The sequence below is a fragment of the Sphingomonas sp. AC449 genome (assembly GCF_979253475.1).
On record NZ_CEEDCZ010000006.1, the window covers coordinates 1 to 22,417 of the forward strand.

The window sequence follows — 22,417 nt, forward strand, 5'->3', positions numbered from 1 at the left end:
GCCCCCCGCTCCGTTGCCGGGGGTGGTGCGGGTGGTGCCGGCGGGGCCGACGGGGCCGGCGCCGCTTGGGGCGGCGGAGCCCGAGCCGCCATTGCCGACCGAGCCGGGAATCGCCGGGGCCTCGCCGAGGCCGGCGGCGGGAAGCGCGCCGGGGGTGCCCGCGGGGACGACCTGCGCGCCGGTCGCGATCGGCGCGAGCGGCTTGACCGGGTGCTCCTGCATCAGCTTGTACGCGCGCTGGTACCAGCTCGTGCCGGGATAGTTGCGGCCGAGCACCGCCGCGGCCTTCTCAGCCTCGATCGGGACGCCGAGCGCGAGATAGGTCTCGGTCAGCCGCATCAGCGCCTCGGGGGTGTGCGTGGTCTGCTGATACTGGTCGACGACGGTGCGGAAGCGGCCGTTCGCGGCGAGCCACTGGCCGCGCGTCTCGTAGAAACGGCCGATCTCCATCTCCTTGCCGCCGAGATGGTCGTTGACGAGATCGATCTTGAGCCGCGCGTCCGACGCGTAGCGCGTGTTGGGATAGCGGCGCATCAGTTCGCCGAGCGCGTCGAGCGCCTGGCGCGTGATCTTCTGGTCGCGCGTCACGTCGGTGATCTGCTCGTAATAGCCGAGCGCGATCAGGTAATAGGCATAAGGGGCGTCGCGGTTGCCGGGGTGGACCGAGATGAAGCGCTGCGCCGACTGGATCGACTTGGTGTAATCGGCGTCGAGATAATAGCTGAACGCGCTCATCACCTGCGCGCGGCGGGCCCAGATCGAATAGGGATGCTGGCGCTCGACCTCGTCGAAGAGCTGCGCCGACTCCTTGTACCGCCCCTGATCGAGCCGGCGCTTGGCCAGCGAGTAGAGCGTGCCAACGTCGCGCGCGACATAGGGAATGTCGGTCGAGGTGCGCGAGCTCGCGCATCCGGCCATCGGGAGCGCTATGGCGGCGAGGAGCGCGATCGTGAGCGCGCGAGACTGGGGGATACGCATGGACGTCGTCCTTAGCGTAACCGGGGCCGCACGAACAATCCCCTTCGGCGGGGGGATTGCACGGGCGGATCGCACGGGGGGATCGCGCTGACCCGGTGCAAACGGGGCGGGGCGAACCGGCGGGGTCGGATCGGACGCGGACGACCCGCGTTAACCCCCGCGTTAACCCCCGCGTTAACAGCGTCTCGCCACCGGGCGTCGCGAGGGCTATGTCCGAGCCGATACGCCCGACGTCAGAAGGAATAGCCTATGCCCGCCACCCTGCTCCACACGCATCGTGTCGAGAAGCCATGGGGGCGTCACACCCTCTGGCCCGGTTTCGACGATCCGGCGCCGGGTTCGCCGCCGATCGGCGAGGTGTGGTTCCAGGAGCCGGGCGACACGACCCCCGACCTGCTGATCAAGTACCTGTTCACGAGCGAGAAACTGTCGGTGCAGGTGCATCCCGACGACGACCAGGCGCATGCGCGCGGGTTGCCGCGCGGCAAGGACGAATGCTGGACGGTGCTCGCCGCCGAACCCGATTCGACGATCGCGGTCGGCACGAAGACGCCGATCTCGCACGAGGAACTGCGCGCCTCCGCGGTCGACGGGACGATCGAGGACAAGCTGTACTGGAAGCCGGTCAAGGCGGGCGACTTCATGTACTGCGCGTCGGACACGATCCATGCGATCGGCGGCGGGCTGACGGTGATCGAGGTGCAGCAGAATTCGGAGACGACGTACCGCCTCTATGATTATGGCAGCGACCGCGAACTCCATCTCGACGACGGCATCGCGGTGTCGGACCCCGTGCCCTATCAGCCGATCACGTCGCCCGGCCGCGTGTCCGAGGGGCGGACGATCCAGGTCGAGGGGCCGAAATTCGTGCTCGAGCGGTGGAGCGGACGCGAGCATGCGGTAACGCTGCCCGAGGGCAAGACCGGCTGGCTGATCCCGGTCACGGGGTCGGGCTCGGTCGCGGGCGTCGATTTCAAGGCGGGCGAGTGCGTCACGGTGACGGGCAGCGAGCAGGTCGTGCTGGGCGACGATGCCGACGTGCTGTTCGCCTATTCGGGCGCCACGCGGATCTGACGCGGGACGGCGAATCGGGGTGCGCCCCGGTTCGCCGGGTTTCAAAGCGCCGTGTCAGGCGGTGACGCGCGCGATCAGCGTGTCGATCTGCGCGCGGTGGAAGCCGGCGGCGACGAATCGCTCGATCTCGGCGGCGGGGAGCGCGAGCCCCTTGCGCCATGCGTGGACCGCGATGCGGCGGAGTGCCTCGAGCCGCGGATCCGCGAGCGGCGCCTGTGCGGCGATCCCGAAGATCGCGCCGAGCGCGCGTGCGACACGGCCGCGACTCGACAGGCTGGCGACGCTGTCGTTGCGCGCGAGCAGGATGACGTTCCACTCGAGCGCCGAAAACCCCGTGCGCGCCGCGATGACACGGCTGCCACTGGCCGAACCGGCGGGGGCGGCGAACAGGTTGTCGAGGTCGAGATAGGCCATGATCGGGTCTCTTCGGATGGGCAGATGGTCACGTCGCACCAGCGCGCGACGCGGTTGGAATGGGCAGGCGGTGATCGGCGAGGCGCAGGGCGTTCGCGAACCGAGTCGTATCCGACGCGGCGTGGCGGTATCGCCCGATCGTCTTCGATACCGTCCGGTACAGTACGGTCTTTCGCGCGTCAATCGGCGCGCGCGACGGGCCCGGCGGATTTGCGACGAGCCGTTGCCGTAACGTCAACCGCCGCCGCAGGGCTGCGACGGCGGACGAGAGCGCGTGGGGTGGGTCGGGTCAGGGACACCGGCGGGACGCGCAAGGCGCCCCGTCACGGTGTCGTCGTTTGCGGGTCAGCGCTCGTTCGCGCGCTTCGCCAGTTCCTTGTTCACGCCGAGCGCGATCAGCGTGCAGACCGCACCCGAGAAGAGATACGCGCCGCTGGCGGCGAGACCCAGTTCGCTCGACAGGACGAGCGCCGCGAGCGGAGCGAAGCCCGCGCCGAACAGCCAGGCGAGATCGGTCGTCAGCGCGGAGCCGGTATAACGGTGCGTCTTGCCGAGGCTGGTCGCGAGCGACCCCGACGACTGGCCGAACGACAGGCCGAACAGCATGAAGCCGATGATCATGAACGCCCATTCGCCGGTCGGACCGCCGCTGAGCAGCATCGGTGCGCCGATCGCGAACAGCGCGATCAGCACCGCGGTGCTGCCGAGCAGCGTACGGCGGCCGATCCGGTCGGCGAGCAGCCCCGAGACGAGCGTCGCGCCGAGACCGATCGCGGCGCCGATGACCTCGATCGTCAGGAAGCGGCCGGGCGTCTCCGAGGTGAAGAGCACGATCCACGAGAGCGGGAACACGGTGACCATGTGGAACAGCGCGAAGCTGGCGAGCGGTGCGAACGCGCCGAGCACGATCGTGCGGCCTTCTGCGCGGATCGTGTCGAGCACGGGCGCGGGCTGAAGCGCGCGCGATTCGAACAGCGTCTCGAACTCGGGCGTGACGACGAGGCGGAGGCGGGCGAAGAGCGCGACGACGTTGATCGCGAACGCGACGAAGAACGGATAGCGCCAGCCCCAGTCGATGAAGTCGGCGGCGGGCAGCGTCGCGACGAAGAAGGCGAACAGCCCGCTGGCGACGAGCAGGCCGAACGGTGCGCCGAGCTGGGGCAGCATCGCGTACCAGCCGCGGCGACCCTCGGGCGCGTTGAGCGACAGCAGCGAGGCCAGACCGTCCCATGCGCCGGCGAGCGCGATGCCCTGCGCGATTCGCAGCAGCGACAACAGCACGACCGACCAGTTCCCGACCTGCTCATAGCCGGGCAGGAAGCCCATCGCGACGGTCGCGGTGCCGAGCAGGAAGAGCGCCATCGTCAGCTTCGCGCTGCGGCCATAGAGACGGTCGACCGCGATGAAGATGATCGACCCGAACGGCCGCGCGATGAACGCGAGCGCGAAGACCGCGAACGAGTAGATGGTCCCCTGCAGCCGGTCGACATAGGGGAAGACGAGCGCGGGGAAGACGATCACCGAGGCGATCGCATAGACGAAGAAGTCGAAGAATTCCGACGTCCGGCCGATGACCACGCCGATCGCGATCTCGCCGGGCGAGATCTTTTTGCCGTGATCGTGGAGATCGCGGGTATCGTCCTCGAAAGACGTCGATCCTGCGTGTGCACTCATTCTCAAACTCGCTTCCGTGAGGCGGCACGCCGCCCATGGCCTGTTCGGACGGCGCATTGATCATACGCCGTTTTTTCACCTGCGGGCAGGGCCTTTCGGACTCTCTCCGTAACGCCTATGTCTGTCGCAGCATGAGCGCCATGCCTTTGCTGCAGTGCGGCGCCCATTGGACAAATTGTCCACTATGGTATGACCGAACTGCGGCGTAGGGGCGAGCGTATGACCGCCGAGCTATCGAATTCCAGGCCTAGATCCTGGCTCTTACGCGCAGCCGCCGTGCTGCCCGCGCTGCTGATCAGTGGGTGCAACTGGGTCGTGATGTCGCCGTCGGGCGATATTGCGGTGCAGCAGCGCGACCTGGTGCTCATTTCCACGGGGCTGATGCTGCTGATCATCATTCCGGTGATCGTGCTGACGCTGCTGTTCGCCTATCGCTACCGCCAGGCGAACAAGGCCGCGAAGTACGAGCCGAACTGGGATCACTCGATCGGCCTCGAGCTGCTGATCTGGGGCGTGCCGCTGCTGATCATCATCGCGCTCGGCGCGCTGACATGGACCAGCACGCATCTGCTCGACCCGTATCGCCCGCTCGGCCGGATCTCGGCGCAGACCAGCGATGTCGGCGAGAACGCGCCGATCGGCCAGCTTTCGGACAACCAGCAGACGATCACGGGCGGCAAGCCGCTCGACGTCCAGGTGGTCGCGCTCGACTGGAAATGGCTGTTCATCTATCCCGAATACGGCATCGCAACGGTCAACGAGCTGGCCGCGCCGGTCGATCGCCCGCTGCGCTTCAAGATGACGTCGTCGTCGGTGATGAACGCGTTCTACATCCCGGCGCTCGCGGGCATGATCTACACGATGCCCGGGATGGCGACGACGCTGCACGCGGTGATCAACAAGCCCGGCAACTATGAGGGCTTCTCGTCGCATTACAGCGGCGCGGGCTTCTCGGGGATGCGCTTCCGCTTCCACGGCGTGTCCGACGCAGGCTTCGATGCCTGGGTCGCCAAGGTCCGGAACGGCGGCGGCGGGCTGAACCGCACCAACTACATGCAGCTCGAAAAGCCGAGCGAGAAGGTCCCGGTCCGCTATTTCGGTGCGGTCGACGGGGGGCTTTTCCAGGCGATCGTCGAGCAGTGCGTCAAGCCCGGCAAGGCGTGCATGTCCGATCTGATGAAGAAGGACGCGCATGGCGGCATGGCGATGCCCGGCGTCAACGGCGGGAGCGGTCCGCAGGACGGCTCGACCCGCGTCGAAGGCGCGCTGATGAAGGATGCCGACGAGAAGGGGAACGCCCCGCACTGGTCCGCACCCGCGACGACGAAATCGGACGGCGGCAACAACGCCCCCGGCGCCTCGCAGAACCGCAACCACACGCAAATGATCCCAGTGCCGACACCCGGCACGCAACGCCTCGCCCTCGGCTAGGTCAAGAGAACCATGATGTCTGATACCCTGTTGAAGACCATCTTCGGGCGGCTCACGCTGGAGTCGCTGCCGCTGCACGAACCGATCGTCGTCGCGACGTTCGGGATGGTGGCGATCGGCGGCGCCGCACTCGTCGCGGCCCTCACCTATTTCAAGGTGTGGGGCTATCTGTGGAACCAGTGGTTCACCAGCGTCGACCACAAGAAGATCGGCATCATGTACATGGTGCTCGCGATCGTCATGCTGCTGCGCGGATTTTCCGACGCGATCATGATGCGCCTGCAGCAGGCGATGGCGTTCGGGGGTAGCGAAGGCTATCTCAACGCGCATCACTATGACCAGGTGTTCACCGCGCACGGCGTGATCATGATCTTCTTCGTCGCGATGCCGATGGTCACGGGCCTGATGAACTATGTCGTCCCGCTCCAGATCGGTGCGCGCGACGTGTCGTTCCCGTTCCTCAACAATTTCAGCTTCTGGATGACCGCGGCCGGTGCCGTCGTCGTCATGATGTCGCTGTTCATCGGCGAGTTCGCGCGGACCGGCTGGCTGGCGATGCCGCCACTGTCGGGGATCGCCTATTCGCCCGATGTCGGTGTCGACTATTACATATGGGCGCTGCAGATCGCGGGCGTCGGCACGTTGCTGTCGGGCGTCAACCTGGTCGCGACGATCGTCAAGATGCGCGCACCCGGCATGGGCCTGATGAAGATGCCGATCTTCACCTGGACCGCGTTGTGCACCAACATCCTGATCGTCGCCGCCTTCCCGGTGCTGACCGCGGTGCTCGCGATGCTGTCGCTCGACCGCTATATCGGCACGGCGTTCTTCACGAACGACGCGGGCGGCAACCCGATGATGTACGTCAACCTGATCTGGATCTGGGGTCACCCCGAGGTCTACATCCTGGTCCTGCCGGCGTTCGGCATCTTTTCGGAGGTCACCTCGACCTTCTCGGGCAAGCGCCTCTTCGGCTACAGCTCGATGGTCTATGCGACGCTCGTCATCACGATCCTGTCGTATCTCGTCTGGCTGCACCATTTCTTCACGATGGGGTCGGGCGCGAGCGTCAACTCGTTCTTCGGCATCACCACGATGATCATCTCGATCCCGACCGGGGCCAAGATTTTCAACTGGCTGTTCACGATGTACAAGGGGCGGATCCGGTACGAGCTGCCGATGATGTGGACGGTGGCCTTCATGGTGACGTTCACGATCGGCGGGATGACCGGCGTGCTGCTCGCGGTGCCGCCAGCCGACTTCGTGCTGCACAACTCGCTGTTCCTGGTCGCGCATTTCCATAACGTGATCATCGGCGGGACGCTGTTCGGGATGTTCGCGGGGATCAACTACTGGTTCCCCAAGGCGTTCGGCTTCCGGCTCGACCCGAAGTGGGGCACGATCTCGTTCTGGTGCTGGGTCGTCGGCTTCTACCTCGCGTTCATGCCGCTCTATGTGCTCGGCCTGATGGGCGTGACCCGCCGGATGCGCTATTTCGACGATCCGAACCTGCAGATCTGGTTCGTCATCGCCGCACTCGGCGCAGCGCTGATCGCAGCGGGCATCGGTGCCTTCCTGATGCAGATCTTCGTCAGCATCCGGAACCGCGAGGCGCTTGCCGACCACACCGGCGATCCGTGGAACGGTCGTACGCTGGAGTGGGCGACCTCGTCGCCGCCGCCGGAGTACAACTTCGCGTTCACGCCCGTCGTCCACGACCTGGACGCCTGGTACGACATGAAGGACCGCAAGCACGAGCGGCCGCTGAGCGGCTTCCGCAAGATCCACATGCCAAGCGGCACCGGCACCGGTGTCGTCCTGGCCGGACTGAGCGTGGCGTTCGGCTTCGCGATGATCTGGTACATGTGGTGGCTGGCGGGTCTGGCGCTGGTCGGCATCTTCGCCACGACGATCTTCCACACCTTCAACTACAAGCGCGACTTCTACATCCCGGTCGAGGACGTGATCGCCAGCGAGGACGCGCGCACCCGCCTGCTCGCGACCCAGGGAGCCTGACGCGATGTCTTCGGTATCATTGAAGAAGGATGGTCTGGACGAGAAGGGTGAGCCCCTCTCGTTCTACCAGCTCGAGGAACATCATCATCCCGAGGGCAGCAGCACGATGCTGGGCTTCTGGATGTACCTGATGAGCGATTGCCTCATCTTCGCGGTGTTGTTCGCGGCGTACGGCGTGCTCGGCAGCAGCTATGCCGGCGGGCCGACGCCCAAGGAGATCTTCGAGCTGCCGCTCGTCGCGGTGAACACCGCGATGCTGCTGTTCTCGTCGATCACCTACGGCTTTGCGATGCTGTCGATGGAAGAGGGCCGCCAGCGCATCATGCAGATGTGGCTCGCGTTCACCGGGCTGTTCGGCCTGTGCTTCCTGTCGATCGAGATGTACGAGTTCGCGACCCTCATCCACGAGGGTGCGGGCCCGACGCGCAGCGCGTTCCTGTCGTCGTTCTTCACGCTGGTCGGCACGCACGGCCTGCACGTGACGATGGGCTTCATCTGGCTCGTCACGCTGATGGTGCAGGTGCAGAAGCACGGCCTGATCGCCGCGAACAAGCGCCGCCTGATGTGCCTCAGCATGTTCTGGCACTTTCTCGACGTCATCTGGATCGGCGTCTTCACCTTCGTCTATCTGATGGGTTCGCTGCGATGACCGACCGCCACGCCACGCCGCACGACGCGCATGCCGAGCATGCGCACGACGATCACGCGCATGGGCACGCGCACGGGCACGATGATCACGGGAACGACCACGCGTCGCACGGGACGCGGGGGAGCTATCTCAAGGGGTTCTTCCTCTCGGTCCTGCTGACCGCGGTGCCGTTCTGGGCGGTGATGACGGGGGCGTTCAAGGACCCGTCGACCGCCGCGCTGGTCATCATGCTGTTCGCGGTGCTGCAGATCATCGTCCACATGATCTACTTCCTGCACATGAACACCAAGTCCGAGAATGGCTGGACGATGATGGCGCTGATCTTCACGATCATCCTCGTCGTGATCACGCTCAGCGGGTCGATCTGGGTCATGTATCACATGAACACGAACATGATGCCGATGCAGGCCGCGGTAGACATGTGATGACCGCGCATGCCCGGCCGCGGCCGGCGATATGGGTGGCAGGCTTCATCGCGCTGCTGCTGTTCGCCGGGTTCGTGGCGCTGGGTGTGTGGCAGGTCGAGCGCCGTACGTGGAAGCTCGACCTGATCCGGCAGGTCGACGCGCGCGCGACCGCCGCGCCGGTCGCACCGCCGGGGCCAGACCGCTGGCCGGCGATCACCGCCGCGAGCGACGCGTATCGCCGGATCCGCGTCAGCGGCACGTTCGTCCATGACCGCGAGACGCTGGTCCGCGCGGCCACCGCGCTGGGCAGCGGCTATTGGGTGATGACGCCGCTGCGGACCGCGCGAGGGTTCAGCGTCCTCGTCAATCGCGGCTATGTCTCGCCCGAACAGCGCCGCACGCATGCGCGGCCCGCGGGGCCCGTCACGGTCACGGGGTATCTGCGCATCACCGAGCCAAAGGGCGGTTTCCTGCGCAGCAACGATGCCGCCGCCGACAGCTGGTATTCGCGCGACGTCGCGGCGATCGCGGCGAAACGCGCATTGGGTCGCACCGCGCCCTATTTCATCGATGCCGACAGGGTCGGGACCGGCGCCCCCGTCGGCGGGCTGACGATCATCGCGTTTCCGAACAACCACCTCGTCTATATGCTGACCTGGTTCGGCCTTGCCGCGATGACGGCGCTCGGCTTCGGGATCGTCGTGCGCAACGAGCGCCGCCGTGACGGGCGCTGAGACGCGCGCTCGCGCGTTGATGCCGTCGCAGGAGGGATCGACCGCGTGACGCCGCCCGACACGACACGAATGACGCTCGACACGTCGCGGTGGCAGACATGGCTGAGCCGTGCGCGCGCCGATACCGATGCGGCGGGCAACGCGAACATGCGGCAGCTGGTGACGCTGCGCTGGATCGCGGTGGCGGGACAGCTCGTCACGGTGCTGACGGTGCGGTTCCTGTTCGGGATCGACCTGCCGCTCGTCCCCATGCTGATGGCGATGGCGGCGTCGGTCGCGCTCAACCTCGCGAGCATGCGGCTCTACGGGTGGCAGCGCGGGGCGAATGCGCAGCTGCTGCTGGCGATGCTGCTCGACGTCGCGCTGTTGACGGTGCAGCTGTACCTGAGCGGCGGCGCGACCAATCCGTTCATCGCGCTGTATCTGTTGCAGGTCGTGCTGGGCGCGGTGCTGCTCGATCGCTGGTCGAGCTGGGCGATCGTCGGGGTGACGGGCGGGTGCTTCGCGCTGCTGACGATCCGCTATCGCCCGCTTGCGCTGCCGACCGATTACACGGGCGAGTATTTCGCGCTCTATACGGTCGGGTCGCTGCTCAACTTCCTGCTGATCGCGACGCTGCTCGTGCTGTTCATGACGCGGATCACGGGGAACCTGCGCGCGCGCGACGAGCATCTCGCCGACCTGCGCCAACAGGCGGCGGAAGAGGACCATATCGTCCGCATGGGCCTGCTCGCATCGGGCGCCGCGCACGAGCTCGGCACGCCGCTCGCCTCGCTCGCGGTGATCCTCAACGACTGGAAGCGGATGCCCGCGCTCGTCACCGATGCCGGCATGCTCGAGGAGATCGGCGAGATGCAGGCCGAGGTGCAGCGGTGCAAGACGATCGTCACCAACATCCTGCTCGCCGCGGGCGAGGCGCGCGGCGAGGCGCCCGAGGTCGTGCCGCTGCACGCGTTTCTCGACGCGATCGTCGAGGATTGGCGCGCGCTGCATGCCGGGGTCGAGTTCGACTATACGAGTCGGCTGGGCGACGATCCGCTGATCGTGTCGGACCCCGCGCTGAAACAGGTGATCGCGAACGTGCTCGACAACGCGGCGGAGGCGTCGCCGCACTGGGTCGGGTTTTCGGGCGAGCGGACGGGCGATCACCTCGCGCTGATCGTGCGCGACCACGGGCCGGGGTTCACGCGCGACAAGCTGGCGAGCTTCGGCAAGCCCTATCAGTCGAGCAAGCGCGATCCGGGGCACGGGCTCGGGCTGTTCCTCGCGGTCAACGCGATGCGCAAGCTGGGCGGCAGCGTCGCGGTCGCCAACCGGGATTCGGGTGGGGCGGAAGTGACGCTGACGCTGCCGCTCGCGGCGATCGCACTGGAGCGTGACGAATGAACGACGACGGCCTGCCCCCGGTGAAGCATCTGGTGATCGTCGAGGATGACGAGACGTTCGCGCGCACGCTCAAACGCTCGTTCGAGCGGCGCGGCTATGCGGTCCGGCTGGCGGCGAGCCATGAGGATCTCGTGCTGCTGCTGGCGGACGGGGTGCCGCAATATGCGGTGGTCGATCTGAAGCTCGGCGGGGCGTCGGGGCTGGTCTGCGTCCAGACGCTGCACGCGCACGATCCCGATATCCTCGTCGTCGTGCTGACGGGGTTTGCCAGCATCGCGACCGCGGTCGAGGCGATCAAGCTCGGCGCGTCGCATTATCTGGTGAAGCCGTCGAACACCGACGACATCGAGGCGGCGTTCGACCGGACCGAGGGCAAGGTCGACACCGCAGTCACCGAACGCCGCGCGACGATCAAGACGCTCGAATGGGAGCGGATCCACGCGACGCTGGCGGAGACGGGGTTCAACATCTCCGAGACCGCGCGGCAGCTGGGCATGCACCGGCGGACGCTCGCGCGGAAGCTGGAGAAGCGCCCGGTCAAGTGATGCGCGGGGGCGCGCGGCAACGCTGTGTTGCCGAACGCGCTATTCCGGGGGGCGATCGCAGCGCCTAGATCGCGTGGACCGTCCTGCCGGGAGCCGTCCGATGACCAAGACCTTGCGCCAGCCGAGCCTGTTCATCCCGCATGGCGGTGGACCGTGCTTCTTCATGGAGGATCCCGCGGGTAACTGGACCGGCATGGCGGCGTTCCTGCGCACGCTCGCCGATCGCCTGCCCGAGCGGCCGCGTGCGGTGCTGGTCGTGTCGGGGCATTGGGAAACGCGCGGCTTCGCGTTTACCGGCGCCGCTCAGCCGCCGCTGATCTACGACTATGGCGGCTTCCCGCCGCACACCTATGACCTGCGCTACGACGTGCCGGGTGATCCTGCGCTGGCAGCGCGCGGCGCGGCATTGCTCGATGCGGCGGGGATCGCGGCGCAGGTCGATACGGCGCGCGGGCTCGATCACGGCGTGTTCGTGCCGATGAAGGTCGCGTTTCCGGAGGCCGATATCCCGGTGGTCGAGATGTCGGTCGACAAGGATCTCGACCCCGCGCTGCACCGTGCGGCGGGTCGCGCGCTCGCGCCGCTGCGCGACGAGGGCGTGCTGATCGTCGCGTCGGGGATGAGCTTCCACAATATGCGCGGCTATGGCGATCCGCGGTTCACCGCGCCGTCCGAGGCGTTCGATGCATGGCTGACCGACGCGGTCGCGGCCGCGCCCGACGCACGCGGTGCCGCGCTCGATCGCTGGGCCGATGCGCCCGCGGGGCGGCTGTCGCACCCGCGCGCGGAGCATCTGCTGCCACTGATGGTCGCCGCGGGCGCGTCGGAGGCGCGCGGGACCAGGATCTACGCCGAACACGTCCTCGAGACCGCGATTTCCGGTTTCAGCTTTGCCTGACCCTTTCACAGGAGACACGTCCATGCCCCTTCTTCTCGGTATTTCCGGCAGCCTGCGCCGCCACTCGTTCAACACCGCGATCCTCGAATCGCTCGCCGATGCGCTGGGCGACAAGGCGACGCTGCGGATCTTCCCGCTCAACGCGATCCCGATGTACGACCAGGACGCCGACACCGAGACGCCGCCCGAGACGGTGGCCGCCTTGCGCGCCGCGATCGGCGAGGCGGACGGGATCGTGATCGCGTCGCCCGAATATAATCACGGGATGCCGGGCGTGCTCAAGAACGCGCTCGACTGGGCGTCGCGGCCTTACGGCAAGGCGACGCTGACGGGGAAGCCGGTGTTCACGCTGACCTCGTCGCCGGGCGCGGTCGGCGGCGCGCGCGCGCAGGCGCAGCTCAACGAGACGCTGGCGTCGATCGGCGCGCGTACGCTGCTGCGGCCGCAATCGGTGATCGGTGCGGTGCACGAGAAGATGACCGACGGACGGCTGGGCGACGCTGGCACGCTCGAGTTCCTGATGCACGGGGTCGACGACCTGCTGCGCGAGATCGCGCGGCCCGCCTCGGCCGTGCGCGAGGCGAACTGAGATGCGGCGCGTGCTGCGGACCTATCCCGCCCAGCGTGACGACATCGCCGATCTCGTCACGCGGCGGCCGCTGCCGGGGCCGCAGCTGCCGCAGGTCGATCCGTTCCTGTTCCTCAACCATCATGGGCCGCAGACCTATGCGCCGGGGAACAGCGGCCTGCCGTTCGGGCCGCATCCGCATCGCGGGTTCGAGACGGTCAGCTTCATCCTGAGCGGCGAAATGGCGCATCTCGACAGCGGCGGGCACGAAAGCGTGATGCGCGCGGGCGGGGTGCAGTGGATGACCGCGGGGTCGGGGCTGATCCATGCGGAGGTCTCGCCCGCGTCGTTCAAGCGCGACGGCGGGCCGCTCGAGATCCTGCAGCTGTGGGTCAATCTGCCGGGGCGGCTCAAGATGACCAAGCCCGCTTATACCGGGCTCCAGCGCGAGGATATTCCCGCGGTCGCGGTCGACGGCGGTGTCGTGAATGTCATTGCGGGGACGTTTGAAGGGCAGGCGGGGCCGGTCGAGTCGCTGACCGGGGTCGCGATGATGACGGTCGAGCTGGCGGCGGGGGGGCGGGTTACACTGCCGGCACCGCGCGGTCGCAGCGTGTTCTTCTATGTGATCGAGGGGCGGCCCGAGGTTGGCGGGACGGTCGTCGAGCCGTGGCATCTCGTCACGTTCGGCGAGCACGGCGACCGGATCGAGGTCGCGGCGGCGGGGCCGGTGCGGCTGGTGTTCGGGCATGCCGATCCGATCGACGAGCCGGTCGTCGCGCACGGGCCTTTCGTGATGACGACGCGCGAGGAGATCGGCGAAGCGATCCGCGATTACCAGGCGGGGCTGTTCGGGCCCGCGCCGGTTATCGCTTGAACCCTTAACCGTCATCCCCGCGTAGGCGGGGATCCAGACTGGCTGGCCTTCGTAAAAGAGCCGTGAGGTCAGCCAGTCTGGGTTCCCGCCTTCGCGGGAATGACGGTGATGCGGCGGGGAGTTACTTCGCCAGCACCGCCGACTGGTCGACCGCCACCACCGGCAGCCACACCGCGCTCGCATTCGCGCCGCCGCGTTCGATCGTTACCGTCGCCTTCTTGTAGTCCGCCTTCTTCGCGAGGAAGATGTTGGGGACGAAGGTCTGCGGGTTGCGGTCGTAGAGCGGAAACAGGCTCGACTGGACCTGCACCATGATCCGGTGACCCGGCTGGAAGACGTGGTTCACCGTCGGCAGACGGAACTTGTAGCGCTGCGTCTTGCCGGCAGGGATCGCACTCGGCTTGGCGAAGCTGTCGCGGTAGCGGCCGCGGAAGATGTCGAGGCTGATCGGCAGCTCATAGCCGCCCATCTTCGGATCGCTCGCGACCTCGTCGGGATAGACGTCGATTACCTTGACGACGAAGTCGGCGTCGGTGCCGGTCGTCTTGGCATAGATGTCCGCGATCGGTGCGCCCGATACGCGGACGGGCGTCGTCAGCACCTCGGTCGTGTAGGTCATCACGTCGGTGCGGCCATCCACCCCGCGCTGGTCGCTGACCAGCCAGTCGCCCCAGCGACCGTCGCCGAAATTGACCGGGCGCGGCAGATGCGGGACGGGCTTGGCGGGGTCGGAGACATAGCTGTCGCCGCCGCTCGCCGCCTTGGTGAAGCCCAGCCCGCCCTCGGCGCCGAGATAGATCGGCTTCAAGGGTGCGGCACAGCCGGTCTCGCACGCGAGTGGCCAGGTCGTCAGCCTGTCCCAGTGATTCTCGCCGGTGTTGTAGATCGCCGCGGCGGGCAGCGTGACCGCGGGGCCGTCCTTCAGATACTGGTCGAACATCGGCAAGACCATCTGCTCGCGGAACTGCTGCGCGGTGTCGCCGTCCCACTCGAACGGGCCGAGGCTGCGGCCGTCGCGGTTGACCTGGCTGTGCCGCCACGGACCCATGACGAGATGGTTGTTGCCCATCTTGCCCTTGGCCTTGAGCGTCTCCCACGCGGTGATCGCGCCGTACATGTCCTCCTGATCCCACAGTCCCTGTTCCCAGAGCGTCGGGACGTTCGAGGGGTTGGCGGCGAGCAGTGTGTCGAGCGCCTGGCCCTGCCAGAATGCGTCATAGGCGGGATGCGCGACCATCCGCTGCCAATAGGGAAGCTGGTCGTATCCCGACGCCTTGGCCCAGTCGCCCGCCGAGCCGATGCGGCGGAAATTCTCGTAATCGTCATAGCCGCCCGTCGGCGGTGCCTTGCCCGCGCCCTTGTAGCCGGTCTGGCCGCCGAGCCAGGCGATGTTGGCGAGGCGGAACGCGCCGTAATGGAACCAGTCGTCGCCCATCCAGCCGTCGATCATCGGGCTTTCGGGCACCGCGGCCTTCAGCGCAGGGTGCGGGTTGAGCAGCGCCATGACGACGGTGAAGCCCTCGTAGGACGACCCGATCATGCCGACGCGGCCGTTCGATTCGGGCAGGTTCGCCTTGTTCACCAGCCAGTCGATCGTGTCATAGGCGTCGGTGACGTGATCGACCTTGGTCGGGTTGAGCGGGCCGATCACCGGGCGCGTGACGACATAGTCGCCCTCCGAGCCATATTTGCCGCGGACGTCCTGATAGACGCGGATATAGCCGCCCTTGACGAACATCTCGTCGGCGAGCGGCAGCGTCGAGAGGATGCTCGGGCTGTCCATCCGCGTCGCGCGCGACTTCGCGTCGTACGGCGTGCGCGTCAGCACGATCGGCGCGTTGGTCAGCACCTTGGGATAGACGATGACGGTGTAGAGCTTCGTCCCGTCGCGCATCGGGACCATCACCTCGCGCTTGACGTAGTCGCGGTTGGCGGTGGCGGGGACGAACTTGGCGGGAATGTCGCCGCCGGCGGGGGCGGCCTTGTCAGAAACAGTCTGGGGCACCTGCGCCGACGAAACGGTGGCGAGCGCGATCGAGGCGAGGAGGACGAGCTTGAGGGTCATGCAAACGCTCCGGGAGGGGAATGGCCACAGGCTAGGCGCAATTGTCGCGCGGGGGCAATCGGGTTTGTCTCGCCGGCACGAGATCGCGGGTGACGGTGGTTTTGGCTCTGGGTCCTGACTTTCGTCAGGATGACGAAAAGGGGGGCGTCAGGATGACGGGAGGGGGGACGGAAGGGAGGGGGCCAGCACCGCGCGTTCGCGGCCGACGAGGGCGACGAGCCAGTCGGTGAAGGCGCGGATCGCGTCGAAGCGGCCGGTGTCCTGGTGCGTCACCAGCCAGAAGGCGCGGCTGATGCGGATGTCGGGGAGGATCGCGACGAGCCCCGGATACGCCTCGCCGATGAAGCAGGGGAGCACGCCGATCCCTGCGCCCGCCGCGATCATGTGCGCCTGCGCGTTGATGCTCGACGAGCGCAGCACGGGGTCGCGGACGCCCGGGATCTCGTCGAGATAGCGCAGCTCGGGCGCGTAGACGATGTCGGGGACATAGCCGATCATCCGCCGGTCGCGCAGGTCGGCGATGCCGTGCACCGGGCCGTGCGCCGCGAGATGCTCCGCCGACGCGTAGAGCCGCAGCGTATAGTCGGTGAGCTTGCGCGTCCGCAGCGGACCGCGGCGCGGGCGCGCGAGCAGGACCGCGACGTCGGTCTCGCGCCGCGTCGGGTTGAGGAACCCGCTGGTCGCGACGAGATCGACGGCGAGCTTGGGATGCGCCTGTGCGAGCGTGCCGAGATGCCGGCTGACGAACCAGGTGCCGAAGCCCTCGGCGACGCTGACGCGGATCGTGCCGTCGACCTCGGTCCGCCCCGCGGGCGGGGTGCGGATGTCCGATGCGATCGCCGCCATCGCGGTCGCGCGCGCGAGCAGGTCCTCGCCCGCGCTGGTCAGGATCTGGCCGTCGGGGCCCTGTTCGAACAGCCGCTGGCCGACCGCGGTCTCGAGCCGGCGGAGGCGGCGGCCGACCGTCGTCGCATCGACGCCAAGGCTCGCCGCGGCGCGGCCAAGCTGCTGCGCGCGGGCGACTTCGAGGAAGATCGGGAGGTCGCTCCAGTCCATGCCGGCTGCAGATATGCAGCTATCGCCTGCAAGTCTATCGCTTGTGTCGTGGTGGATGCGGTGGTGTAGGGGCCATAAAACAAGGAGAGGCGCCATGACCGTTCGCACCATCGAGCATCTGATCGCAGGCGGCGGCGCGGGTGCACCGCCCTCCGGCGGCGCGCGCAGCGGCGACGTGTTCGACCCCAACAGCGGCGAGATCCAGGCGCGTGTGACGCTTGGCACGCAGGCCGATCTCGACCGCGCGGTGGCCGCCGCGCACAAGGCGCAGCCGGGCTGGGCGGCGACCAACCCGCAGCGGCGCGCACGCGTGATGTTCGAGTTCAAGCGGCTCGTCGAGGCGAACATGGACGAGCTCGCGCGGCTGCTGTCGTCCGAGCACGGCAAGGTGATCGCGGATTCGAAGGGCGACATCCAGCGCGGGCTCGAGGTGATCGAGTTCTGCTGCGGGATCCCGCACATCCTGAAGGGCGAGTATACGCAAGGGGCGGGGCCGGGGATCGACGTCTATTCGATGCGCCAGCCGCTGGGCATCGGCGCAGGGATCACGCCGTTCAACTTCCCCGCGATGATCCCGCTGTGGATGAGCGGCGTCGCGATCGCGACGGGCAACGCGTTCATCCTCAAGCCGAGCGAGCGCGATCCGTCGGTGCCGGTGCGGCTCGGCGAGCTGTTCCTCGAGGCGGGGCTGCCCGAGGGGATCTTCCAGGTCGTCCACGGCGACAAGGAGATGGTCGACGCGATCCTCGATCATCCGGCGATCAGCGCGGTGAGCTTCGTCGGTTCGTCCGACATCGCGCATTATGTGTACCGTCGCGGCGTCGAGGCGGGCAAGCGCGTTCAGGCGATGGGCGGCGCGAAGAACCACGGGATCGTCATGCCCGACGCGGATCTCGACCAGGTCGTCGCCGATCTGTCAGGCGCGGCGTTCGGGAGCGCGGGCGAGCGGTGCATGGCGCTGCCGGTGGTGGTGCCGGTCGGCGAGAAGACCGCGATTGCTTTGCGCGAGAAGCTGATCCCGGCGATCGCGGCGCTGCGCGTGGGCGTGTCGACCGACAATGACGCGCATTACGGCCCGGTGGTCAACGCGGCGCATCGCAGCCGGATCGAGACCTGGATCCAGACGGGTGTCGACGAGGGCGCGGAACTCGTCGTCGACGGGCGCGGGTTCGAACTGCAGGGGCATGAGAAGGGGTTCTTCATCGGGCCGTCGCTGTTCGATCACGTGACGACGGACATGTCGGCGTACAAGGAGGAGATCTTCGGCCCCGTCCTCCAGATCGTTCGCGCGAAGGATTTCGAGGAGGCGGTGCGCCTCCCGAGCGAGCATCAATATGGCAACGGCGTCGCGATCTTCACGCGCAACGGCCACGCGGCGCGCGAGTTCGCGGCGCGGGTTAACGTGGGGATGGTCGGGATCAACGTGCCGATCCCGGTGCCGGTGGCGTATCACAGCTTTGGCGGGTGGAAGCGCAGCGCGTTCGGCGACACCAACCAGCACGGGATGGAGGGCGTGAAGTTCTGGACCAAGGTCAAGACGATCACGCAACGCTGGCCTGATGGCTCCGCGCTGCCGGCGATGGCGGAAGATGGCGGCCCGGCGCGGAACAACGACGCGTTCGTCATCCCGACGATGGGGTGAGGGGGGTGCGCTCCCTTTCTTCCGTCATCCTGGACTCGATCCAGGATCCAGCGTTGCGAAGCGCGGCGTTCGTGGCTCTGGATCCTGACTTTCGTCAGGGTGACGGAGGGGTGGGCGATTATGCGGTGTCCGCGCGGGGTGGGTCTGCGTCACACCCTTCCGTCATCCTGGACTTGATCCAGGATCCAGCGTTGCGGAGTGCGGCGTTCGTGGCTCTGGATCCTGACTTTCGTCAGGATGACGGGGGCGGGAGGGGGGCGAAACCCCAGTCTTCGGCCAGATCGCGCCAGGTCGGGTTGTCCGTCTCGATCAGCGCGATCTTCCACGACCGTTTCCAGACCTTGAGCTGTTTCTCGCGCGTGATCGCCGCGTCCATCGTGTCTGCCATCGCAAACCAGACCAGCCGATTCACGCCGTATCGCTTTGAGAACCCGTCGAACATGCCGTCGCGATGCTGAACGATCCGCGCCATCAGGTCGGACGTCACGCCGATGTAGAGCGTTCCGTTGCGCCAGCTCGCCATGATATAGACCGCGGGTTGCCTAGCCATATCCTTCCCCCACCCCGTCATCCTGACGAAGGTCAGGATCCAGAGCCACAGGCGTCAGCATTCGCCGCTCTGGATACTGGGTCAAGCCCAGTATGACGACACAGGAAAGCCCGATGACCAACCAGTTCGACCTCACCGACGACCAGCGCGAGATCCAAGAGCTTGCGCGCCGTTTCACCGCCGACCGGATCACCCCGCATGCGGCCGAGTGGGACGAGAAGCACATCTTTCCGCGCGACACGATCAAGGCGGCGGCCGAGCTTGGCTTCGCGTCGATCTATGTCAGCGAGGAGAGCGGCGGGATCGCGCTCGGGCGGCTCGAAGCCGCGCTGATCATGGAAGCGATGTCGTATGGCTGCCCGTCGACGAGCGCGTTCATCAGCATCCACAACATGGCGGCGTGGATGATCGACCGGTTCGGGTCGGCCGCGGTGAAGGACAAGTATCTGCCCGATCTGGTGACGATGGACCGGCTGGCGAGCTATTGCCTGACCGAGCCGGGTTCGGGGTCGGACGCCGCCGCGCTCAAGACGCGCGCGGTACGTGACGGCGACGACTGGATCGTGACCGGATCGAAGCAGTTCATCTCGGGCGCGGGCGAGAACGAGGTGTACGTCACCATGGTCCGCACGGGTGAGGAGGGGCCAAAGGGCATCTCGTGCCTCGTGATCGAGAAGGACATGCCCGGCGTCTCGTTCGGCGCGAACGAGAAGAAGCTCGGCTGGCATTCGCAGCCGACGCGGCAGGTGATCTTCGACGGCGTCCGCGTGCCGGGCGCGAACATGGTCGGCGGCGAGGGCGAGGGGTTCCGGATCGCGATGATGGGGCTCGATGGCGGGCGGCTGAACATCGGCGCGTGCTCGCTCGGCGGCGCGCAGCGGTGTCTCGACGAGGCGATCGCCTATACGCGCGACCGCAAGCAGTTCGGCAAGCCGATCGCGGACTTCCAGAACACGCAGTTCATGCTGGCCGACATGGCGACCGAGCTCGAGGCGGCGCGTGCGCTGCTCTACATCGCGGCGGCCAAGGTGACCGCGAACGCGCCCGACAAGACCAAGTTCGCGGCGATGGCGAAGCGGCTGGCGACCGACACGGGCTCGTCGGTGGTCGACCGCGCGTTGCAGCTGCATGGCGGCTACGGGTATCTGCAGGATTACCCGATCGAACGCTTCTGGCGCGACCTGCGCGTGCATTCGATCCTCGAGGGCACGAACCAGGTCATGCGGATGATCGTCGGCCGCGAACTGACCCGTCAATGAGCCCGCGCAGCGTTGCTCCCTCCTTCTCCTCCGCGGCTCCGCGCCTCCGCGTGAACAAAGAATTTTCTCACGCGGAGACGCGGAGCCGCGGAGATTTTGCCCGGGAGGTGATCGCGTGACCGATGATCTGATCGTTGAACATGAAGGGCCTGTCGGCCGGATTCGGTTGAACCGGCCAAAGGCGTTGCACGCGCTCAATCTGGCGATGTGCGAAGGTGTGCTGGAGGCGCTCGAGGCGTGGCGCGGGGATGCGTCGGTCGAGGCGATTGTCGTGGATCATGCCGAAGGGCGCGGGTTCTGTGCCGGGGGCGATATCCGGATGCTGGCCGCGTCGGGGGCTGGCGACGGTAACGATGCGCGCGCGTTCTTTCATGCCGAGTACCGGATGAACCACCGGCTGTTCGTCTATGCCAAGCCGATCGTCGCGTTCATGGACGGGATCACGATGGGTGGCGGCGTGGGGCTCGCCTTGCCGTGCACGTACCGCGTGGCGACCGAGAACACGAAGTTCGCGATGCCCGAGACGGGGATCGGGCTATTTCCCGATGTCGGCGGCGGCTGGTATCTGTCGCGGCTGCCCGGGCGGATCGGGCAGTATCTCGCGCTGACGGGGCATCGGCTCGATGGGGCGGAGTGTGTCGCGCTGGGGTTGGCGACGCAGTATCTGCCGAGTGATACACTCGACACTGCCAAGGCGCGGATCGCCGAGATGCCGCAGGATATTGCCGGCGTGCTCGCTGCGCTGTCGACTGCCGCGCCCGAAGCGCAGATCCTTGCGCGCAAGGACGAGATCGACCGGCTGTTCGCGTCCGACGTGCTCGAGGAGATCTATGCCGCGCTCGACGCTGATGGCGGGGAATGGGCGGCAAAGACGCTTGCGACGCTCAGGACCAAGTCGCCGCAGACGATGAAGGTGTCACTCCGGCTGCTCCGCGAAGGCGCGGCGATGGCGAGTTTCGCGGACGAGATGAAACAGGAATATGCGGTCGGCGCGCATGTCGTGCAGCGGCATGACTTCATCGAGGGCGTCCGCGCGGTGATCGTCGACAAGGACAATGCGCCGCGCTGGGACCCGGCGACGCCCGAGGCTGTGAGCGATCACGTGATCGACCAGATCTTCGCGCCGTTGCCGGAAGCCGAGGCGTGGACGCCGGGTTAATCCGTCATCCTGACGAACGTCAGGATCCAGAGTTACTTGCGACGTCGTTCGCGGCTCTGGATCCTGGATCAAGTCCAGGATGACGATGCTTATTGGAGACTGACATGGCCGAATACGAAACGATCCTCGTCGAGCAGCGTGGGGGCGTGACGCTCGTCACGCTCAACCGGCCGCAGGCGCTCAACGCGCTCAATTCGCAGGTGCTCGCCGACCTGATCGCCGCGTTCGCCGCGTTCGATGCGGATCCGTCGCAGGGCTGCGCGGTGCTGACCGGCTCGGCCAAGGCGTTCGCGGCGGGCGCGGACATCAAGGAGATGCAGAGCCAGGGCTTTGCCGACATGTATGCGAGCAACTTCTTCGCCGGCTGGGAACAGGTGACGCGGACTCGCAAGCCGATCATCGCGGCGGTCGCGGGCTATGCGCTGGGCGGCGGCTGCGAGGTCGCGATGATGTGCGACTTCATCCTCGCCGCGGACACCGCCAAGTTCGGCCAGCCCGAGATCAAGCTCGCGGTGTCCCCCGGGATGGGCGGGTCGCAGCGCCTCACGCATGCGGTCGGCAAGGCCAAGGCGATGGAGATGGTGCTGACCGGGCGGATGATGGATGCGGTCGAGGCCGAGCGCGCAGGGCTGGTGTCGCGTATCGTGCCCGCCGACGACCTCGTCGAGGAGGCGGTGAAGACCGCCGCGACGATCGCCGCGATGGCGCCGCTCGCGGTGCTGGCGAACAAGGAAATGGTCAACGCGGCGTTCGAGACGGGGCTAGCGATGGGCGTCCAGTTCGAGCGGCGGCTGTTCCACGGGCTGTTCGGCACCGCGGACCAGAGCGAAGGCATGGCCGCATTCGTCGAGAAGCGCGCGGGGGCCTGGACGGGCAAGTAACGGGCGCGCCCGTCATCGTTGCTGCCCGTCATCCTGACGAACGTCAGGATCCAGGGTTAAGGGCGGTGTCGTTTCTGGCTCTGGATCCTGACTTTCGTCAGGATGACGGGGTGGTGGGGTGCGGGACATCGGCGCCGCATATGGCGGGATCGCA

General features: G+C 67.1%; 21 protein-coding genes. 15 read left to right on the forward strand and 6 right to left on the reverse strand.

The genetic code is table 11. From position 1 onward, the window contains the following. On the reverse strand, positions 1-978 hold a 978-nt coding region (locus AC0CH3_RS11460; RefSeq protein ID WP_465237910.1), incomplete at its 3' end, for an outer membrane protein assembly factor BamD. A gap of 249 nt (positions 979-1,227) precedes the next feature. Here AC0CH3_RS11460 and AC0CH3_RS11465 point away from each other — a divergent pair. After that, the gene (locus AC0CH3_RS11465; protein ID WP_354303749.1) at positions 1,228-2,052 is read left to right on the forward strand and encodes a class I mannose-6-phosphate isomerase; all 825 of its coding nucleotides are present in this window, start codon (positions 1,228-1,230) and stop codon (positions 2,050-2,052) included. A gap of 54 nt (positions 2,053-2,106) precedes the next feature. On the opposite strand, the gene AC0CH3_RS11470 is transcribed toward AC0CH3_RS11465, so the two are convergent. Then, complete coding sequence (locus AC0CH3_RS11470) at positions 2,107-2,466, reverse strand: hypothetical protein (RefSeq protein WP_056017030.1); 360 nt, start codon at positions 2,464-2,466, stop codon at positions 2,107-2,109. A gap of 345 nt (positions 2,467-2,811) precedes the next feature. Beyond that, on the reverse strand, positions 2,812-4,140 hold the full coding sequence (locus AC0CH3_RS11475) for an MFS transporter (RefSeq protein ID WP_354303750.1): 1,329 nt from the start codon (positions 4,138-4,140) through the stop codon (positions 2,812-2,814). A gap of 219 nt (positions 4,141-4,359) precedes the next feature. Here AC0CH3_RS11475 and AC0CH3_RS11480 point away from each other — a divergent pair, with 219 nt between their 5' ends. The 10 genes from AC0CH3_RS11480 (at position 4,360) to AC0CH3_RS11525 (ending at position 13,651) form a co-directional block, all read left to right on the forward strand. Next, the gene (locus AC0CH3_RS11480) at positions 4,360-5,571 is read left to right on the forward strand and encodes a ubiquinol oxidase subunit II (protein ID WP_056017024.1); all 1,212 of its coding nucleotides are present in this window, start codon (positions 4,360-4,362) and stop codon (positions 5,569-5,571) included. A 12-nt stretch (positions 5,572-5,583) separates the two neighbouring features. Next, positions 5,584-7,587, forward strand: coding sequence for a cytochrome o ubiquinol oxidase subunit I (gene cyoB / locus AC0CH3_RS11485; RefSeq protein WP_333995018.1), 2,004 nt, complete (start codon positions 5,584-5,586; stop codon positions 7,585-7,587). A 4-nt stretch (positions 7,588-7,591) separates the two neighbouring features. Continuing rightward, complete coding sequence (gene cyoC / locus AC0CH3_RS11490) at positions 7,592-8,236, forward strand: cytochrome o ubiquinol oxidase subunit III (RefSeq protein WP_056017017.1); 645 nt, start codon at positions 7,592-7,594, stop codon at positions 8,234-8,236. Continuing rightward, positions 8,233-8,661: a cytochrome o ubiquinol oxidase subunit IV gene (gene cyoD, locus AC0CH3_RS11495; protein ID WP_333995014.1), complete on the forward strand. Its 429-nt coding sequence runs from the start codon at positions 8,233-8,235 to the stop codon at positions 8,659-8,661. Before cyoC ends, cyoD begins: the two co-directional genes overlap by 4 nt. Further along, entirely contained in the window at positions 8,661-9,377 is a 717-nt protein-coding gene (locus tag AC0CH3_RS11500; RefSeq protein ID WP_354303755.1) for an SURF1 family protein, read from the forward strand. The genes cyoD and AC0CH3_RS11500 overlap by 1 nt, the downstream gene beginning before the upstream one ends. Positions 9,378-9,422: 45 nt before the next feature. Next, positions 9,423-10,763 carry an ATP-binding protein gene (locus tag AC0CH3_RS11505; RefSeq protein ID WP_443019273.1) on the forward strand — a complete coding sequence of 447 codons (1,341 nt, stop codon included), beginning with the start codon at positions 9,423-9,425 and terminating at the stop codon, positions 10,761-10,763. Beyond that, a complete protein-coding gene (locus AC0CH3_RS11510) occupies positions 10,760-11,308 on the forward strand; it encodes a response regulator transcription factor (protein WP_056017007.1) in 549 nt (182 codons plus the stop codon). The genes AC0CH3_RS11505 and AC0CH3_RS11510 overlap by 4 nt, the downstream gene beginning before the upstream one ends. Positions 11,309-11,408: 100 nt before the next feature. After that, positions 11,409-12,206, forward strand: a complete 798-nt coding sequence (locus tag AC0CH3_RS11515) for a DODA-type extradiol aromatic ring-opening family dioxygenase (protein ID WP_354303757.1) — start codon at positions 11,409-11,411, stop codon at positions 12,204-12,206. Positions 12,207-12,228: 22 nt separating this feature from the next. Continuing rightward, on the forward strand, positions 12,229-12,795 hold the full coding sequence (locus tag AC0CH3_RS11520; RefSeq protein WP_354303759.1) for an NADPH-dependent FMN reductase: 567 nt from the start codon (positions 12,229-12,231) through the stop codon (positions 12,793-12,795). A 1-nt stretch (position 12,796) separates the two neighbouring features. Then, on the forward strand, positions 12,797-13,651 hold the full coding sequence (locus tag AC0CH3_RS11525) for a pirin family protein (RefSeq protein ID WP_354303761.1): 855 nt from the start codon (positions 12,797-12,799) through the stop codon (positions 13,649-13,651). A 121-nt stretch (positions 13,652-13,772) separates the two neighbouring features. Here the strand turns inward: AC0CH3_RS11525 and AC0CH3_RS11530 are convergent, their stop codons facing one another. Together AC0CH3_RS11530 and AC0CH3_RS11535 are read right to left on the reverse strand one after the other, a co-directional pair. Then, positions 13,773-15,716, reverse strand: coding sequence for a CocE/NonD family hydrolase (locus tag AC0CH3_RS11530; RefSeq protein WP_465237911.1), 1,944 nt, complete (start codon positions 15,714-15,716; stop codon positions 13,773-13,775). Positions 15,717-15,863: 147 nt separating this feature from the next. After that, entirely contained in the window at positions 15,864-16,772 is a 909-nt protein-coding gene (locus AC0CH3_RS11535; protein WP_354303765.1) for a LysR family transcriptional regulator, read from the reverse strand. A gap of 94 nt (positions 16,773-16,866) precedes the next feature. Here AC0CH3_RS11535 and AC0CH3_RS11540 point away from each other — a divergent pair, with 94 nt between their 5' ends. Continuing rightward, positions 16,867-18,414, forward strand: a complete 1,548-nt coding sequence (locus AC0CH3_RS11540) for a CoA-acylating methylmalonate-semialdehyde dehydrogenase (RefSeq protein ID WP_354303767.1) — start codon at positions 16,867-16,869, stop codon at positions 18,412-18,414. A gap of 232 nt (positions 18,415-18,646) precedes the next feature. Here AC0CH3_RS11540 and AC0CH3_RS11545 read toward each other — a convergent pair whose 3' ends face one another. Continuing rightward, complete coding sequence (locus AC0CH3_RS11545) at positions 18,647-18,964, reverse strand: GIY-YIG nuclease family protein (protein WP_354303769.1); 318 nt, start codon at positions 18,962-18,964, stop codon at positions 18,647-18,649. Positions 18,965-19,077: 113 nt separating this feature from the next. Between AC0CH3_RS11545 and AC0CH3_RS11550 the strand changes: the two genes are divergently transcribed. From AC0CH3_RS11550 to AC0CH3_RS11560, 3 genes are all read left to right on the forward strand, one after another. Next, on the forward strand, positions 19,078-20,223 hold the full coding sequence (locus tag AC0CH3_RS11550) for an acyl-CoA dehydrogenase family protein (protein ID WP_354303771.1): 1,146 nt from the start codon (positions 19,078-19,080) through the stop codon (positions 20,221-20,223). Between the two features lie 115 nt (positions 20,224-20,338). Next, a complete protein-coding gene (locus AC0CH3_RS11555; protein ID WP_354303773.1) occupies positions 20,339-21,382 on the forward strand; it encodes an enoyl-CoA hydratase/isomerase family protein in 1,044 nt (347 codons plus the stop codon). Positions 21,383-21,486: 104 nt separating this feature from the next. Next, on the forward strand, positions 21,487-22,263 hold the full coding sequence (locus tag AC0CH3_RS11560) for an enoyl-CoA hydratase (protein WP_056016979.1): 777 nt from the start codon (positions 21,487-21,489) through the stop codon (positions 22,261-22,263). Positions 22,264-22,417 lie beyond the last annotated feature (154 nt).